13 protein-coding genes are annotated in these 16,304 nt (G+C 71.1%); 11 read left to right on the top strand and 2 right to left on the bottom strand.

The window, feature by feature from the left end; translation table 11 throughout:
• Window positions 1-18: 18 nt before the first annotated feature.
• The 9 genes from ACIQCZ_RS20005 (at window position 19) to ACIQCZ_RS19965 (ending at window position 13,849) form a co-directional block, all read left to right on the top strand.
• Complete coding sequence (locus ACIQCZ_RS20005; protein ID WP_402283778.1) at window positions 19-1,836, top strand: ABC-F family ATP-binding cassette domain-containing protein; 1,818 nt, start codon at window positions 19-21, stop codon at window positions 1,834-1,836.
• A 123-nt stretch (window positions 1,837-1,959) separates the two neighbouring features.
• Window positions 1,960-3,726, top strand: a complete 1,767-nt coding sequence (locus ACIQCZ_RS20000) for a PQQ-binding-like beta-propeller repeat protein (protein WP_402283776.1) — start codon at window positions 1,960-1,962, stop codon at window positions 3,724-3,726.
• A gap of 249 nt (window positions 3,727-3,975) precedes the next feature.
• Window positions 3,976-5,832, top strand: coding sequence for a PQQ-binding-like beta-propeller repeat protein (locus ACIQCZ_RS19995; RefSeq protein WP_402283774.1), 1,857 nt, complete (start codon window positions 3,976-3,978; stop codon window positions 5,830-5,832).
• Between the two features lie 130 nt (window positions 5,833-5,962).
• Window positions 5,963-7,972 (top strand): PQQ-binding-like beta-propeller repeat protein, encoded by a 2,010-nt coding sequence (locus ACIQCZ_RS19990; RefSeq protein ID WP_402283772.1) that lies wholly within the window; start codon window positions 5,963-5,965, stop codon window positions 7,970-7,972.
• Window positions 7,973-8,188: 216 nt separating this feature from the next.
• Entirely contained in the window at window positions 8,189-8,884 is a 696-nt protein-coding gene (locus ACIQCZ_RS19985; RefSeq protein ID WP_351084749.1) for a LuxR C-terminal-related transcriptional regulator, read from the top strand.
• Between the two features lie 493 nt (window positions 8,885-9,377).
• Entirely contained in the window at window positions 9,378-10,421 is a 1,044-nt protein-coding gene (galT, locus tag ACIQCZ_RS19980; RefSeq protein ID WP_402283771.1) for a galactose-1-phosphate uridylyltransferase, read from the top strand.
• The gene (gene galE, locus ACIQCZ_RS19975) at window positions 10,418-11,398 is read left to right on the top strand and encodes a UDP-glucose 4-epimerase GalE (protein ID WP_402283769.1); all 981 of its coding nucleotides are present in this window, start codon (window positions 10,418-10,420) and stop codon (window positions 11,396-11,398) included. The genes galT and galE overlap by 4 nt, the downstream gene beginning before the upstream one ends.
• The gene (gene galK, locus ACIQCZ_RS19970; protein WP_402283767.1) at window positions 11,395-12,561 is read left to right on the top strand and encodes a galactokinase; all 1,167 of its coding nucleotides are present in this window, start codon (window positions 11,395-11,397) and stop codon (window positions 12,559-12,561) included. The genes galE and galK overlap by 4 nt, the downstream gene beginning before the upstream one ends.
• Before the next feature lie 520 nt (window positions 12,562-13,081).
• Complete coding sequence (locus ACIQCZ_RS19965; RefSeq protein WP_402284172.1) at window positions 13,082-13,849, top strand: LuxR C-terminal-related transcriptional regulator; 768 nt, start codon at window positions 13,082-13,084, stop codon at window positions 13,847-13,849.
• A 92-nt stretch (window positions 13,850-13,941) separates the two neighbouring features.
• Here ACIQCZ_RS19965 and ACIQCZ_RS19960 read toward each other — a convergent pair whose 3' ends face one another.
• Window positions 13,942-14,439 carry a MarR family winged helix-turn-helix transcriptional regulator gene (locus ACIQCZ_RS19960; RefSeq protein ID WP_402283765.1) on the bottom strand — a complete coding sequence of 166 codons (498 nt, stop codon included), beginning with the start codon at window positions 14,437-14,439 and terminating at the stop codon, window positions 13,942-13,944.
• 87 nt (window positions 14,440-14,526) lie between these two features.
• Here ACIQCZ_RS19960 and ACIQCZ_RS19955 point away from each other — a divergent pair, with 87 nt between their 5' ends.
• Together ACIQCZ_RS19955 and ACIQCZ_RS19950 are read left to right on the top strand one after the other, a co-directional pair.
• Window positions 14,527-15,324 (top strand): trans-aconitate 2-methyltransferase, encoded by a 798-nt coding sequence (locus ACIQCZ_RS19955; RefSeq protein ID WP_402283764.1) that lies wholly within the window; start codon window positions 14,527-14,529, stop codon window positions 15,322-15,324.
• Window positions 15,324-15,686 carry a VOC family protein gene (locus ACIQCZ_RS19950; protein ID WP_402283762.1) on the top strand — a complete coding sequence of 121 codons (363 nt, stop codon included), beginning with the start codon at window positions 15,324-15,326 and terminating at the stop codon, window positions 15,684-15,686. The genes ACIQCZ_RS19955 and ACIQCZ_RS19950 overlap by 1 nt, the downstream gene beginning before the upstream one ends.
• Window positions 15,687-15,695: 9 nt before the next feature.
• Here ACIQCZ_RS19950 and ACIQCZ_RS19945 read toward each other — a convergent pair whose 3' ends face one another.
• A complete protein-coding gene (locus ACIQCZ_RS19945; RefSeq protein WP_402284171.1) occupies window positions 15,696-16,298 on the bottom strand; it encodes a Uma2 family endonuclease in 603 nt (200 codons plus the stop codon).
• Window positions 16,299-16,304 lie beyond the last annotated feature (6 nt).

The raw sequence follows: 16,304 nt of genomic DNA, 5'->3' as shown, positions 1-16,304 counted from the left end.
CCCGGGAGCAGGAGCGAAATGGCCGTCAATCTGATCAATGTCGAGCAGGTCAGCAAGGTGTACGGCACCCGTGCCCTGCTCGACGGTGTGTCCCTCGGGGTGTCCGAGGGGGACCGGATCGGTGTCGTGGGCCGCAACGGCGACGGCAAGACGACCCTCATCCGGATGCTCGCCAGGCTGGAGGAGGCGGACAGCGGCCGGGTCACCCACAGCGGCGGGCTGCGCCTCGGCGTGCTGACGCAGCACGACTCGCTGGACCCGGAGGCGACCATCCGCCACGAGGTGATCGGCGACCTCGCCGACCACGAGTGGGCGGGCAGCGCCAAGATCCGTGACGTGCTCACCGGACTCTTCGGCGGGCTGGCGCTGCCGGGCTTCGAGCACGGCCTGGACACCGTCATCGCGCCACTGTCCGGCGGCGAGCGGCGCCGGATCGCGCTGGCCAAGCTGCTCATCGCCGAGCAGGACCTGATCGTCCTCGACGAGCCGACCAACCACCTCGACGTCGAGGGCATCTCCTGGCTGGCCGGCCATCTGCGGGCACGCCGCTCGGCGCTCGTCTGCGTCACCCACGACCGCTGGTTCCTCGACCAGGTCTGCACGCGCATGTGGGACGTCCAGCGCGGCACGGTCCACGAGTACGAGGGCGGTTACAGCGACTACGTCTTCGCACGGGCCGAGCGGGAGCGGATCGCCGCGACCGAGGAGTCCAAGCGGCAGAACCTGATGCGCAAGGAGCTCGCCTGGCTGCGCCGCGGCGCCCCCGCCCGTACCTCCAAGCCGCGCTACCGCATCGAGGCGGCCAACGAACTGATCGCCGACGTGCCGCCGCCGCGCGACACCAGCGAGCTGATGAAGTTCGCCAACGCGCGGCTCGGCAAGACCGTCTTCGACCTGGAGGACGTGACCGTCCAGGCGGGTCCCAAGACGCTGCTCACCCATCTCACCTGGCAGCTCGGCCCCGGTGACCGGATCGGTCTGGTCGGGGTCAACGGCGCGGGCAAGACCTCGCTGCTGCGGGCCCTCGCCGAGGCCGCCCGTACCCAGGGCGAGACGCAGCCCGCCGCCGGGAACATCGTCGTCGGCAAGACGGTCAAGCTGGCCTACCTCTCCCAGGAGGTCCACGAACTCGACCCGAACCTGCGGGTGCTGGAAGCGGTTCAGCAGGTACGGGACCGGGTCGACCTGGGCAAGGGCCGGGAGATGACCGCGGGGCAGCTCTGCGAGCAGTTCGGCTTCTCGAAGGAGAAGCAGTGGACCCCGGTGGGCGACCTCTCCGGCGGCGAGCGGCGCAGGCTCCAGATCCTGCGCCTGCTGATGGACGAGCCGAACGTCCTCTTCCTCGACGAGCCCACCAACGACCTCGACATCGAGACCCTGACCCAGCTGGAGGACCTCCTCGACGGCTGGCCCGGATCGATGATCGTGATCTCGCACGACCGGTTCTTCATCGAGCGGACCACGGACCGGGTGATGGCGCTGCTCGGCGACCGCGCACTGCGGATGCTGCCGCGCGGGATCGACGAGTACCTGGAGCGCAGGCAGCGGATGGAGGAGGCGGCGACCCCCTCCGCCGCACCCGCCGCGGCCAAGGAGAAGACCGCGCCGGTCGCGGCCGTCTCCCCGCAGGCCGCACGTGCGGCGAAGAAGGAACTCCAGAAGGTGGAACGGCAGCTCGACAAGATCTCGACCCGGGAGACCACGCTGCACGCGCAGATCGCGGAGCACGCCACGGACTTCGAGAAGGTGGCGAAGCTGGACGCGGAGCTGCGTGAACTGGTCGCCGAACGCGACGAGTTGGAGATGCGCTGGCTGGAACTGGCCGAGGAGGCCTGATAGCTGAGGCGCTTTCGGTGCGACCTGTGTGACCGGTGTGGCCTGCGGGGCGGGTGATAGAAAGAACGCTCGCCCGGCGCAGGTGCAGATGCCGGACCGGTCCGCACGAAGGGGGACGTGCTGATGACCCAGCCGCCCGGCCAGCAACCGCCGCAGGGGGGCTTCGGGGCTCCGTACGATCCGCCGCCGGCGCCGGTTCAGCCGCCCCCGTCACCACCCGGGTACGGCTCCGCGCCGCCGCCGCCGCCCGGCCAGGCCCCGGGCCCGTACGGCGCGCCCGCACAGCCGGGGCCGTACGGCGTTCCGCAGCCGGGTCCGTACAACGCCCCCGCGCAGCTGGGACCGTACAACGCCCCCGCGCAGCCCGGCCCCTACGGCCACCCGCCGCAGCCGCAGCCCGGATTCGGCCCGCAGCCGCAGCCGGGGCCCGGCGGCGGAGGGTTCTTCCGGCGGCGGCGCGGGGCGGTCATCGGTGGCGTGCTCGCGGTGGTGCTGCTGGCCGGCGGCGGCATCTGGTTCGCCGGGAGCGGCGGTGACGAGCCGAAACCCACGGCGAAGGAGAGCACCGGTCCCGGACCGGGCCCCACCGGCGACGGAGGCAACGGCAAGGCCGGGGAGCCGAGTCCGTCCCCGCGCGACCTCCGCGCGGAGGCCGACGCGCTCAACGCCGGGCGCCGGAAGGGCGACGCGAAGGTTCTCTGGCTCCAGGAGGGCGGCGTCGATCTGCCGCGCAACGGCTCGGACGTGTACGGTCCCTGGATCGTCGGTGACACCATCGTCAAGGGCATGTTCCACACGCTCTCCGGTTACTCGGTCACCGACGGTGGCCAGAAGTGGAGCCTTCGCATGCCGTCGGAACTGTGCGCGGCACCCTCGCAGGCCACCGCCGACGGCAAGATCGTCCTCGGGATCAAGTCCGGCAACGGGGATCAGGCGTCCTGCGACGCGCTCCAGATGGTCGACCTCACGACCGGCAAGCCCGGCTGGCACAAGACCTACAGGCGCCAGAGCGCCTGGGACGCGCTCTCCCACGTCGCGATGGCGATCAACGGCGACACCGTGACCGTGGGACGCACCAGCAGGACGGATGCCTTCCGGGTCGGTGACGGCAAGGTGCTCTGGGGCGAACTGCCGGGGAACTGCCAGCCGTTCGGCTTCGCGAGCGGTCCCGAGGGGATCGCCGCCACCAGCTGTCAGACGGCGGCCGACGACCACAAGGAACAGCAGGTGCAGCGGATCGATCCGGCCACCGGCAAGGTCCAGTGGACGTACCAGGTCAAGAAGGGCTGGCAGGTCGCGCAGTTCTACTCGGCGAGCCCACCGGTCGTCTCACTCAAGCAGGACGACAAGTGGGCCATCGTCGTGCTCAACGAGAACGGCACCTACCGTTCCCAACTGGTCGGTGGCACCGAGGACTACGTGACGGAGTGCGACGAGGACCTGCTCACCGACGGCATGAGTCTCGACAACTGCCTCGGCGTGGCGGCCGACGACCGGGCGGTCTACCTGGCGACGAAGCCCGACCCGGCGGCTCACCGTCCCACCAACAAGGTCGTGGCCTTCGACCTGAACACCGGTCGGACCAAGTGGAAGGCCGCGGCGCCGGCCGGACAGACCATGATGCCGATGCGGGTGGAGGGCGGCAGGCCGTTGATGTATGTGGCGGCGGAGAAGAACAAGGGCGGTGGTATCGCGTCCCTCCCGCCCACGGGCGGTACGCCGCAGATGGTGCTGAGGCACCCGGCGGCGGCCGCCGCGGTCGAGAGGGACTTCTCCCTTTCCCGGGTCGCCTACGTGAACGGGCGCAGTTTCCTCGTGCAGGCGAGGATCAGCGGGATCGACGACGAGGCGGAGAAGTCGATGAAGTCGATCGTGGGCTTCGGCAACTGACGGTCCGAGGCGTAACGGCGGCATCACAGGCCGGTTCTCCCTTGGGAACGGGGGATGGACCGGCCCGGTGGGCGGGGTGTTGCGGGTGGTACAAAGAAGCCCCGCTCGACTGTCGTAACACTGCGGGATCCATGCCCGATTCGCTCCTTTCCGTGGAGTTCAGGGGGGTCTTGGCGGACCCCTTCGAGCCCTGCGGAATCGCGGGGGAGACCGGAACGGGCACCGGACCGCACGAAGGGGGACGTGCTGATGACCCAGCCGCCCAGCCAGCAACCGCCGCAGGGAGGCTTCGGCGCACCTCAGGAGCCGCCACCGGGAAGTCCTCAGCCGCCCCAGGGCCCGCCGCAGACCCCGCCCGCGCCGCAGACCCCACCGGCTCCGCAGACCCCGCCGCCCGCCCAGTCCGGTTACGGTCACCCGCAGACGCCCGGTCAGGCGCCGGGCCAGGCCCCCGGTTACGGCTACCCCCAGCAGCCCGGCCCGTACGGTCAGCAGCCCGGTCCCTATGCCCAGCAGCCGGGGCCCTACTCCCAGCAGCCCGGGCCGTACGGTCAGCAGCCCGGCCCGTACGATCAGCCGACGCAGCCCGGTTACGGCTACCCGCAGCAGCAGTACCCCGGCGCACCGGCCCCCGGCGGTCCGGGCGGGCCCGGCGGACCGGGCGGTGGCAACCTCTTCAAGCGCAAGCCCGCGCTGGTGATCGGCGCCGCCGCCGCCGCGCTCCTGGTGATGGGCGGCGGCGTCTTCCTCGCCACGAACGGGGGCGACGACAAGAAGCCCGTCGCGCAGAAGAGCGGCGACGCCGAGCCGAGCAGCTCACCGTCCGTCAACGAGGGCGACGGCAAGGGCGACGGCCGCCAGACCGACGACGACCTCAACGCCGGTCGCCAGAAGGGCGAGGCGAAGGTTCTCTGGCTGCAGAAGAACGATGTCGACCTGCCGCGCTACGGCTCGGACGTGTACGGCCCGTGGGTCGTCGGCGACACGATCGTCAAGGGCATGTACCGCACCGTCGCCGGCTACTCGGTGGCCGACGGCAAGTTGAAGTGGAAGCTGAAGCTGCCCGCCGACCTGTGCGCGGCGCCCTCGCAGACCACCGCCGACGGAAAGATCGTCATCGGGGTCGAGAACGGCACCACCGACAAGGCGGACTGCGCGGACCTCCAGATGATCGACCTCAACACCGGCACGGTCGGCTGGAAGAAGTCGATCAAGAAGAACGGCATCTTGGACATGATGTCGGACATCTCGCTCACCATCAGCGGTGACACCGTGGCGGTCGGGCGCACCGGCAACTCCAACGGCTTCCGGGTCAGCGACGGCAAGGAACTGTTCGGCAACCAGCCGGGCGACTGCCAGCCGTTCGCCTTCGCGGGCGGAGCCAAGCTGATCGCCGCCTCCAGGTGCCGCACCGACGACGTCGACAATCCCCAGCACCAGATTCAGGAGATCGACCCGGTCACGGGGAAGCCTCGGTGGACGTACCGGATCAAGCGCGGATCGGAGATCGACCGGGTCTACTCGGTGAGCCCGCTGGTGGTCTCGCTGAAGAAGGACAAGTCGTGGAGCATCCTCGCGCTCAAGGAGAACGGCTCGTTCCGGTCCGGCGTCGTCAGCGACAAGGGCGACAAGTTCGCGCCGGACTGCGGTAACACCTTCGCCGTCTTCGGCAAGTCCCTGGACGATTGCACCGGTGTCGCCGCCGACGCCAACACCTTCTACATGTCGACCGCGCCGGACTCCGGCGGCAGCACCGACACGAACAAGGTCGTGGCGTTCGACCTGAACACCGGCCGGTCCAAGTGGAAGGCCGCCGCCCCGGCCGGGCGCGTGGTGAAGCCGCTGCGCATGGAGGGCGGCAACGTGCTGCTCTACGTGAAGGCCGGATACAACAAGGGCGGCGGGATCGCCACCCTCGCACCGACCGGCGGCACGGTGCAGATGCTGCTGAAGCACCCCGAGTCGACGTCCCAGATCGAGAACTCCTTCTACAACACCAAGATCGCCTACGCGGACGGCCGTTCCTTCATCCTGAGCGGACGGGTCAGCGCGCGGAACGACCAGGAAGAGCTGGAGACGAAGACCATGATGGCCTTCGGCAAGTGACGGCTCACGCAGGCCTTCGACGGCGCCCGCCCCTCGGCGCCCGACGGCTCACGACCGGCAGCGGCCGGAACACCCCCGACCGCTGCCGGCCCCGACCCACCTACTCCCTTCCCCCAGAGGTACGTACGCCATGACGCAGCCGCCCCAGCCGCCCAACGAGCAGCCGCCCCAGGGCGGGTCCGGCGCCCCGCAGGACCGCCCGCCGGGTGGATTCGGCGCCCCGCAGGACCCCCCAGCGGGTGGATTCGGCGCCCCGCAGGACCCTCCGCCGGGCGGGTTCGGCGCCCCGCAGGATCCCCCGCCGGGCGGGTTCGGCGCCCCGCAGACCCAGCCGCCCGCCGGCCCGTTCGGCCAGCAGCCGGCCACCCCGCCCGCGGGCGGATTCGGCGCCCCGCAGACCCCGCCGCCCGCCAACACCCCGCCGTCCGCGGGCCCGCCGCAGCAGCCGGGCCCCGGTTACGGCTACCCGCAGGCCCCGCAGCCGGGCTACGGCTATCCGCAGGGCCCCCCGCAGCCGGGTTACGGCTACCCGCAGGCGCCGGTGCCCGGCCAGCCGCAGCAGGGCTACGCCTTCCCGCAGGGCATGCCGCCCGGTCAGCCGCCGCAGCAGGGCTACGGCTATCAGACCGCTCCGATGCAGCAGCAGTACCCGCCGCTCCAGAACGGGAACGGCAACGGGGGCAAGAAGTTCACCACCCGCATGCAGATCATCGTCGCCGCCTCCGTCGCCGTGGTCCTGATCGTCGCCGGGGGCGTCTGGTTCGCCTCCAGCGGCGGTGACGACGGCAAGAAGGGCCAGGCGTCCCGGTCCGGCGGCGCCTCCGAGGGCAAGGACGGCGGAGAGGGCGGCACCGCCGGCGGCGGCGGCACGGAGAAGGCACCGGCGGACCCCAAGTCCAGGATCACCTTCCAGCTGCCGAAGCCGAAGGTCACCGACGTCACCAAGGTCGACGGTTCGTGGCTCACCGACAAGACGTATGTGAAGACGGGCCTGAACGAGATAGTCGGCTACGACATGACCAAGGGCACCAAGCTGTGGTCCATCCCGCTGGCGGGCCAGCTCTGCGGTGCTTCCCGGCACATGTCCAAGGACTTCAAGACGGCCGTCCTCTTCGAGGAGGGTAAACCGACCAAGGAAAAGAAGTACCAGCCGTGCAACCAGGTCGGCGTGATCGACCTGAACACCGGCAAGATGATGTGGAGCAAGTCGGTGACCGCCGCCACCAGCGGTGACGCGGCGGTCAGGTTCGACGAGATCACGCTCAGCGGCACCACGGTCGCCGCGGCCGGATCCGAGGGCGGTGTGGCGTTCGACCTCGGCACCGGTGCCGAGCGCTGGAAGCCCAAGGTCTCCGCCGACGGCTGCTACGACATGGGTTACGCCGGTGGCGAGGCGCTCGCCGTCGTCCGCAAGTGCGGCACGTACGACGACCCGCAGCTGGTCGTCCAGGCACTGAACCCGACCAACGGTGCCCCGCTCTCCTCGTACAAGATGCCGCCCGGTGTCGACTACGCGAGCATCGTCTCCACCAAGCCGCTGGTCGTCGCGGCCGACGTCGGCGACACCGCCGGTGACGGCAGCGGAATCTCGGACTTCTTCTCCATCGACGCCTCCACCGGGAAGCTGCTCACCAGGATCGCGGCGGACGGCGAGAAGTACGCCGCGCGCTGCCAGTCCACGGAGGTCGAGAGCTGCCAGAAGGTGGCCGTCGGCAACAACCGCATCTACGTGCCGACCGAGGACCACGAGGGCGGCGGCGACTACGGCGACACCAACGAGATCGTCTCCTTCGACCTCACCACCGGCAAGCCGACCAGTGACCGGGCCGACGCGGGCGACCGCTACACGATGTTCCCGCTGCGCATGGACGGCGGCAACATCATCGCGTACAAGGCGCCCCCGTACGACAAGGGCGGCCAGATCGTCTCCATCGACGGCTCCACCTTCAAGCAGACCCTGTTGATGGAGAACCCGGGCGAGGCGTCCGCCCGCGATGCCGAGAGCAGCTTCTCGTCGGACTACTCCGAGATGCTCTACTCCGCCGGCCGGCTGTTCATCTCCCAGACGATGATCAGCAAGACGAGGGGAAGCTCCTTGAGCGGCAAGGACTACCTGGCCGTGGCCTTCGGCACCGGCTGATCCTCGCGCGGTACCCGCACCCCGGCCCTGCCGGTCGATCATCCGACCGGCAGGGCCGATCGTTTTCCGCCTGCCGGACAGCCCTGAATGGCACATAATCCGACACTCCGTGGGTCTTCTGCCGGGTAACGGGTCCGGAACGTCGAACAAGCGTGTAGCTTGCCGGGTCAGGACGGGCCGGGGGGCCTGGTTCCGGTGCTACGGGGGGTGTGCTCGATGGGCGTGCGGCTCATGGTGGTCGATGATCACCGACTGCTCGCCGAGGCGCTCGCCTCGGCGCTGAAGCTGCGGGGCCACCGGGTGCTCGCGGCGGCGGCGCCGACCACGGGGGCGGCGGAACTGGTGGTCAGCAGGGCCCCGGAGGTCTGCCTGTTCGGCACCGCGGCCCCCGCCGAACCCGGCGCCTTCGACCCGATCGTGCGGATCCGGCGGGAGCGCCCGCAGGTGGCCGTGGTGGTGCTCGGGCCGGTTCCCAGCCCGCGCGGGATCGCGGCGGCCTTCGCGGCGGGCGCGGCGGGCTACGTCCGTCACGACGAACGGATGGAGGGCGTCGAACGGGCGATGGCCAAGGCGCGTGCCGGAGAGGCCGCGGTGGCGCCGCAACTGCTCCAGGGCGCCTTCGCCGAACTGCTCAATCCGGCCGCGGCACCGGACGACGAGGGCCAGCGGCTGCTGCGGCTGCTCACCCCGCGGGAGGTCGAGGTCCTGGTGCGGGTCGCCGAGGGCCAGGACACCCGGCTGATCGCGGCCGGGATGCGGATCGCGTCCAGCACCGCGCGTACGCATGTGCAGCGGGTGCTGATGAAGCTGGGCGTCGGTTCCCGGCTGGAGGCCGCGGCGCTCGCGGCCCGCACGGGGCTGCTGGACCGGGCGGTGCCGCTCGGCGAACAGGGGCCCGACGGCACCGGGTGATCCCCGTTCGCGGGCCTGTTTCCGGGCCCGCCGGCAGTCGTTGAACGCCACTCGCGCACAGCCGAACGCCCGTTGTGACGCGAGGCGTCGACCGGGCCCGGGTTCGAGACGACACACAGGGCGGAGCTGCACGTCGTCGACGGCAGGTCGCCCGTCGACGGCCGGCCGCAGCATGAGTCCGGTCGATCGATACTGCGCCAACCGTCGCTATGAGTACGACTGCCAGGACCGCCGACGGTGCGGACTGTCCACCTGTTGCGGATCTCCGGCCGGCGTTCGGTGAGGCCGGGCCCCTCGCCCTCCGTGGTGCGGAAGGCCTGGCCCCGGTCGGCGGGAAGGGGATGCCTCGCTGCTGAGGCCGACTCGCGGTGAAGCCGTTCCGCCGTGCGGCGCCGGGCCGGGAGGCGGGTGCAGGGGCATCGTCCGGGATCGACTCATTGACGCACCTGTTGACTTGTGATTCATTGTGTTTGGTTATGTTTGGAGGAGCCTGGTGAAAAAGACGGTAACGACGCTCGCCGACGGCCGGGAGCTGCTCTACTACGACAGCCGTGACGACGTCGTGCGCGATGCCGTCGACCGGCGCCCCCTCGACGCCGTCTCCACCTCGTCGGAGATCCGCCGCGACCCGTTCCTCGGCGACAGCGTCGCCATCGCCTCGCACCGCCAGGGCCGCATCTACCACCCCCCGGCCGACGAGTGCCCGCTCTGCCCCTCGCGGGACGGCCGGATGAGCGAGATCCCCGACGCGGACTACGACGTCGCCGTGTTCGAGAACCGCTTCCCCTCGCTCGCCGGTGACTCCGGCCGCTGCGAGGTGGTCTGCTTCACCTCCGACCACGACGCGTCGTTCGCCGACCTCACCGAGGACCGGGCCGCCCTGGTCCTGGAGGCATGGACCGACCGCACCGCCGATCTCGCCGAGCTCGACCAGATCAAGCAGGTGTTCTGCTTCGAGAACCGGGGCGCCGAGATCGGCGTCACGCTCGGTCATCCGCACGGGCAGATCTACGGATACCCCTTCGTCACCCCGCGCACCGAGCTGATGTTCCGTTCGATGGCGGCCCACCGCGCCGAGACCGGCCGCAACCTCTTCGACGACGTCGTGGCCCGCGAGGAGAAGGACGGCTCGCGGATCGTCATCGACGGCGAGCACTGGATCGCCTTCGTGCCGTACGCGGCGCACTGGCCGTACGAGGTCCATCTCCACCCCCGCCGCCGCGTCCCCGACCTGCGCGAGCTCGACACGGCGGCGCGCATGGAATTCCCACAGGTCTATCTGGAACTCTTGAGGCGATTCGACCGGATCTTCGGCCCCGGCGAGCCGCCGACCCCGTACATCTCGGCCTGGCACCAGGCCCCGTTCGGTGTCCCCGGACGGGAGGACTTCGGGCTCCATCTGGAGCTTTTCACCATCCGACGCACCTCCGGCAAGCTGAAGTTCCTCGCGGGTTCCGAATCCGGCATGAACGTGTTCATCAACGATGTGCCGCCGGAGGCCGCGGCCCAGCGACTGCGAGAGGTAGCGAGCGAGTGAGCAAGCCCCAGAAGAAGTACCTGGTCACGGGTGGCGCGGGATACATCGGCAGTGTCGTCGCCCAGCATCTGCTGGAGGCCGGTCACGCGGTCACCGTCCTCGACGACCTCTCGACCGGGTTCCGGGAGGGCGTCCCGGCCGGGGCCGAGTTCATCGAGGGACGCGTCCAGGACGCGGCGAAGTGGCTGGACGCCTCCTTCGACGGGGTGCTGCACTTCGCCGCGTACTCACAGGTCGGCGAGTCCGTGGCGGACCCGGAGAAGTACTGGGTGAACAACGTCGGCGGTTCCGTCGCGCTGCTCGCCGCGATGCGGGACGCCGGCGTGCGGACCCTGGTCTTCTCCTCCACCGCCGCGACCTACGGCGAACCGGTCACCACCCCCATCACCGAGTCCGACGCGACCGCGCCCACCAACCCCTACGGCGCCACCAAGCTCGCCGTCGACCACATGATCACCGGCGAGGCGGCCGCGCACGGACTGGCCGCGGTCTCGCTGCGCTACTTCAACGTGGCCGGGGCGTACGGCAGTTGCGGGGAGCGGCACAGCCCCGAGTCGCACCTCGTCCCGCTGGTCCTCCAGGTCGCCCTCGGGCAGCGCGAGTCGATCTCCGTCTACGGCGACGACTACCCGACCCCCGACGGCACCTGCGTCCGCGACTACATCCATGTCGCCGACCTCGCCGAGGCCCATCTGCTGGCCCTGGACGCCGCCACCGCCGGCGAGCACCTGATCTGCAACCTCGGCAACGGCAACGGCTTCTCGGTCCGCGAGGTCATCGAGACCGTCCGCGAGGTCACCGGCCACCCCGTCCCCGAGACCGCGGCCCCGCGCCGCGCCGGTGACCCCGCGGTGCTGGTCGCCTCCGCCACGACCGCCAGGGAGCGGCTCGGCTGGGCGCCGTCGCGCGCGGACCTGACCGGAATCGTCTCCGACGCCTGGACGTTCGCCCGCCGAGAGGAGCCCACCGCCCCATGACCGAGAACAGTGAGCCGACCGCCGTCTTCACCGAGCTGTACGGGAGCGCCCCCGAGGGGGTCTGGGCGGCACCCGGTCGCGTCAACCTGATAGGCGAGTACACCGACTTCAACGACGGCTTCGTGATGCCGCTCGCGCTGCCCCACACCGCGCGCGCCGCCGTCGCCCGCCGCACCGACGGTGAGCTGCGGCTCCACTCGGCCGACGTGCCCGGCGGAGTCGTCCGGCTCCGGGTGGACGAACTGGCCCCGCACCAGGGGCACGGCTGGGCCGCGTACCCGGCCGGTGTCGTCTGGGCGCTGCGCGAGGCCGGTCACCCGGTCACCGGGGCGGACATCCAGCTGACCTCCACCGTCCCCACCGGCGCCGGACTCTCCTCCTCCGCGGCGCTCGAAGTCGTCACCGCGCTCGCCCTGAACGACCTCTTCGAACTGGGGCTCTCCGCACCGGAGCTGGCGGTCATCGGCCAGCGGGCCGAGAACGCCTTCGTCGGCGTGCCGTGCGGGGTCATGGACCAGATGGCCTCCGCCTGCTGCACCGAGGGCCACGCGCTGTACCTCGACACCCGCGACCTCACCCAGCGCCAGGTCCCGTTCGACCTGGCCGCCCACGGGCTGCGGCTGCTGGTCGTCGACACCCGGGTCAAGCACGAGCTCGGCGACGGCGCGTACGCGGAGCGGCGGGCCGGCTGCGAGGCGGGGGCCGCCGCGCTCGGCCTGCGCACACTGCGCGAGCTGCCGTACGACGGTCTCGGCGCGGCGCTGGACACCCTGACCGAGGCCGGTGCGGACGAGTCCGTGGTGCGCTACGTACGCCATGTGGTCAGCGACAACGAGCGGGTGGAGCGGGTCATCGCGCTGCTCGACGCGGGCGACGTCCGGGCGGCCGGTCCGATCCTCGACGCCGGGCACGCCTCGCTCCGCGACGATCTGCGGGTCTCCTGCCCGGAGCTGGACCTGGTGGTGTCGGCCGCGGGCGAGGCCGGGGCGCTCGGTGCCCGGATGACCGGCGGCGGCTTCGGCGGCTCGGCGATCGTGCTGGTGGACGAGGCGCAGTCGGACACGGTCGCCAAGTCCGTCCTGGAGGCGTTCGCCTCGGCCGGGTACGCGGCACCGCGGATCTTCCCCGCCGTTCCGTCGGCGGGTGCCCGGCGCCTCGCCTGAGAGCCTGTCGGGTGGCCTCGGACCGGATGGCGGGCGTGGTCCGGTGCGTGCGGTTTCGAGGCGGGGGCGGGAGTCGGATGAGGTCTCCCCCGCTCGAACGCGGCTGAGAGCTCGGGGAAGGAGCGTCGGCGACCGACGACGACGCGGGAAGCGTGCGTCCCAGGGTGTGGCCGCCCGGTCGGAGGCCACCCGACAGGATCTGAGGCACCCTGGGCGGTGACTCCTGTCCCGGGACGGCACACGAACCACACCCGACGGAGCAGGCCCTGCCAGTTCTGCGAATCGCCTTCCACACCGGCCGTCCGGCCGTACGCTGATGGACAGCACCGGTGGGGGCCGGTGCTGATTCAGGGGTACGAGACAGCCGGGTACGGCGCCCGGGGCGAGTGGCAGTCGGCACACACGGCGGCGGCCGTGGGGCTGCGGTCCAACTCCTCGCTCCGGGCGGCCGTACCCGCGCCGTTCCGTCCCTTCGGCGGGCCGGGGGTGGCCCAGCAACAGAGGTGGCATGGGGGTGCCTGTGGTTCGTATCCGGGTTCTCGTGGTGGACGACCACCGAATTTTCGCCGAGTCGCTCGCAGCGGCGCTCGCGGCCGAGCCGGACGTCGACGTGGCGGCGGCCGGCAGTGGCCCCGCCGCGCTGCGGTGTCTGGAACGGGCCGCCGCCGAGGGGCGCGGCTACGACGTGATGCTGATCGACGCCGAACTGGGCATCCTGGCCTCGACGAGAGGCCGCCCGGCACCCGTCCCGGCCCCCCGCAGCGGGGAGGACGGTCCGGTGGACGGCATCTCGCTGGTCGCCGCGGTCCGTGCGGGCCGGCCCTCCGTGCGTACGGTGGTGCTCGCCGAGAGGGACGATCCGGCCCGCGCCGCGCTGGCGCTGCAGGCCGGGGCCTCGGGCTGGGTCGCCAAGGACTGCTCGCTGCAACGGCTGCTCACGGTCGTCCGGGGGGTACTGCGCGACGAGACACATCTGCCCCCGGCCCTGCTCACGGGCGTGCTGCGGGAGCTGACGGCGGCGCGCAAGCACCGCACCGAGAGCGAGCAGCTGGTCGAGTCGCTGACCCCGCGCGAGCGCGAGGTGCTGCGCTGCATGGTGGCGGGTCTGGGCCGCAAGGCGGTGGCGGAGCGGCTCTTCCTCTCCCCGCACACGGTGCGCACACACATGCAGAACGTGCTGGGGAAGCTGGGCGTGCACTCCACCCTGGCCGCGGTCGCGCTGGCCCGGCGCGCGGGTGTCGGCCCGGTCGACCTGGAACCGGTGCTTCTGGGGTCCGTCCGCCCCTGATCCGGACGAAGGGCCCGAGGGCCTCGTGTTCGGTCAGGCCGGGGTGATCCGAGCGAAGGACCCTGGCCGGCCAAGGGGTTACGGGACAGCCCTCAGCCCGGGATGTTGTCGAACGGGGCGGTCAACCGGCGGAGCAGTCCGGCCAGTTCGGTGCGCTGCTGGGTGGAGAGCCGGCTCAGGATGGCGCGTTCCTGGGCGAGCAGGCCGGCCAGCGACTGGTCGGCCTTGTCGCGGCCCTCGGCGGTGAGCCGGACGAGCACGCCGCGGCGGTCACTGGGGTCGGGGAGCCGCTCGACGAGGTTCTTCTTGGTCAGCCGGTCGATACGGTTGGTCATGGTGCCCGAGGTGACCAGGGTCTGGGTCAGCAACTGGCCCGGGGAGAGCTGGTAGGGGGCGCCCGCGCGACGCAGGGAGGTCAGTACGTCGAACTCCCACGGCTCCAGATCGTGCTCCGAGAAGGCGATCCGGCGCGCCCGGTCCAGATGGCGGGCCAGGCGGGAGACGCGGCTGAGCACCTCGAGTGGTTCCACGTCGAGGTCGGGGCGCTCGCGGCGCCATGCAGCGACCAGTCGGTCGACCTCGTCCTCCATGTGGATCAGTGTAGAGGGTCTGTCGACATGAAGTCTCTTGAATTCAAGTGTCTTGACATCAAGATATCTCTCCGTGATCCTGCTCCCATGAACTCACCCACCTGGGATCCGCAGCAGTACCTGCGTCACGCCGACCATCGCACCCGGCCCTTCCGCGACCTCCTGGCCCGTATCGCCGAGCCTCCGTCCGCCCCCGCGCCCCGCATCGCCGACCTCGGCTGCGGAGCGGGAAACGTCACCCTCCTCCTCACCGACCGCTGGCCGCAGGCCCGTGTCACCGGCTACGACAACTCCCCGCAGATGCTGGAGCGGGCCCGCGAGCACGCCGGCCCCCTCCTGGACTTCGCCGAGGCCGACGCCGCGACCTGGACCCCCGCCGAGCCGTACGACCTGATCGTCTCCAACGCCCTGCTCCAGTGGGTCCCGGACCACACCGCCCGCTTCCCCGCGTGGCTGGACGCCATCACCCCCGGAGGGACGTTCGCCTTCCAGGTCCCCGGCAACTTCGACCAGCCCAGCCACGCCCTGATGCGGGAACTCGCCGGGTCCCCGCGCTGGCGCGACCGTCTGGGCGGCGAGCTGCGCCACGCCGACGCGGTGCTCGCCCCCGCCGCCTACCTCGACGCGCTGACGGCTCCCGGCATCACGGCGGACGTCTGGGAGACCACGTATCTGCATCTGCTGCCCGGCGAGGACCCGGTGCTCGACTGGGTGAAGGGCACCGGTCTGCGCCCCGTCCTGACCGCCCTGGCCGACGACCCCGAAGCGCGCGAGGCGTTCCTCGCCGAATACCGCGACCTCCTGCGCGACGCCTACCCCGCACGCCCGCACGGCACGGTCTTCCCGTTCCGCCGCGTCTTCGCCGTGGCACGCAAGGAGAAGTGATGATCGCCGCTGTCGATCACGTCCAACTGGCCGCCCCGGAAGGCTCGGAGGACGTGCTGCGCACGTACTACGTGGACACCCTCGGCATGACGGAGACCGCCAAGCCCCCGGCGCTCGCGTCCCGCGGCGGCTGCTGGTTCAGGGCCGGTCCGGTCCAGCTCCATCTGGGCATCGAGCCCGATTTCCGCCCCGCGAGGAAGGCCCACCCGGGGCTGCGCGTCACGGACATCGAGGCGTTCGCGGCCCGGCTGGAGGCGCACGGCGCACAGGTGCTGTGGGACGGCGACCTGCCGGGGCACCGGCGCTTCTTCAGCCACGACCCGGTGGGGAACCGGCTGGAGTTCCTGGAACCGGTGAAGTGACCGGAGGAGTCAGAGCCGGTCGAGCGCGTCCAGCGTGATGTCGATGTCGATCGGGAACGGAACACCGGTCTTCAGCCGGTCGTGGTGGATCCCGGTCAGCGCGTACGCCTTGGACAGCGGGTCGAGCTCATAGACCCGCACCACCGGGTGCTGGTCGGTGCCGGCCATGTCGACCAGCCAGAAGTTCGGGATACCTGCCGCCGCGTACTTCTGCGGCTTGGCGTCGCGGTCGCGGGCCTCGGAGTCGGGGGAGACCACCTCGACGGCGAGGAGGACGTCGGCGGCCTCGAAGCGGGTCTGCTCAAGGTCGGTGACGGCGTCGGCTCGGACGACGGAGATGTCCGGCTCCGGTCCGTTGCGCCGGTCCAGCACCACCGTCATCTCACGCTCGGCCTTCAGTCCTCCCGGGATGGTGGCGCGCAGGCCGTTCATCAGGAGGTCGATCATCTTGGCGTGGAAACGCCGCTGCGGACTCAAGAAAACCAGGCTCCCGTCAAGCAGTTCCGTGTGCGGCGGGAGATCGGGCAAGGTGAACAGGTCGTCCACCGTGTATCCGTCCTGGGGCGGCACCGGCCAGCGGGAGCTGTGCGCGGTGATCGGCTCGGCGGTCATGGTTCC

This window comes from Streptomyces sp. NPDC093149, from assembly GCF_044754145.1.
Classification (GTDB): Bacteria; Actinomycetota; Actinomycetes; order Streptomycetales; family Streptomycetaceae; genus Streptomyces.
This window is presented reverse-complemented; position numbering and strand designations above follow the sequence as displayed.

What these genes read in the sequence shown, in the direction of transcription:
- ACIQCZ_RS20005 (WP_402283778.1), top strand. Translation starts at nt 19, where the DNA reads ATGGCCGTCAATCTGATCAATGTCGAGCAGGTCAGCAAGGTGTACGGC.
- ACIQCZ_RS20000 (WP_402283776.1), top strand. Translation starts at nt 1,960, where the DNA reads ATGACCCAGCCGCCCGGCCAGCAACCGCCGCAGGGGGGCTTCGGGGCT.
- ACIQCZ_RS19995 (WP_402283774.1), top strand. Translation starts at nt 3,976, where the DNA reads ATGACCCAGCCGCCCAGCCAGCAACCGCCGCAGGGAGGCTTCGGCGCA.
- ACIQCZ_RS19990 (WP_402283772.1), top strand. Translation starts at nt 5,963, where the DNA reads ATGACGCAGCCGCCCCAGCCGCCCAACGAGCAGCCGCCCCAGGGCGGG.
- ACIQCZ_RS19985 (WP_351084749.1), top strand. Translation starts at nt 8,189, where the DNA reads ATGGGCGTGCGGCTCATGGTGGTCGATGATCACCGACTGCTCGCCGAG.
- galK (WP_402283767.1), top strand. Translation starts at nt 11,395, where the DNA reads ATGACCGAGAACAGTGAGCCGACCGCCGTCTTCACCGAGCTGTACGGG.
- ACIQCZ_RS19960 (WP_402283765.1), bottom strand. Translation starts at nt 14,439, where the DNA reads ATGGAGGACGAGGTCGACCGACTGGTCGCTGCATGGCGCCGCGAGCGC.
- ACIQCZ_RS19955 (WP_402283764.1), top strand. Translation starts at nt 14,527, where the DNA reads ATGAACTCACCCACCTGGGATCCGCAGCAGTACCTGCGTCACGCCGAC.
- ACIQCZ_RS19950 (WP_402283762.1), top strand. Translation starts at nt 15,324, where the DNA reads ATGATCGCCGCTGTCGATCACGTCCAACTGGCCGCCCCGGAAGGCTCG.
- ACIQCZ_RS19945 (WP_402284171.1), bottom strand. Translation starts at nt 16,298, where the DNA reads ATGACCGCCGAGCCGATCACCGCGCACAGCTCCCGCTGGCCGGTGCCG.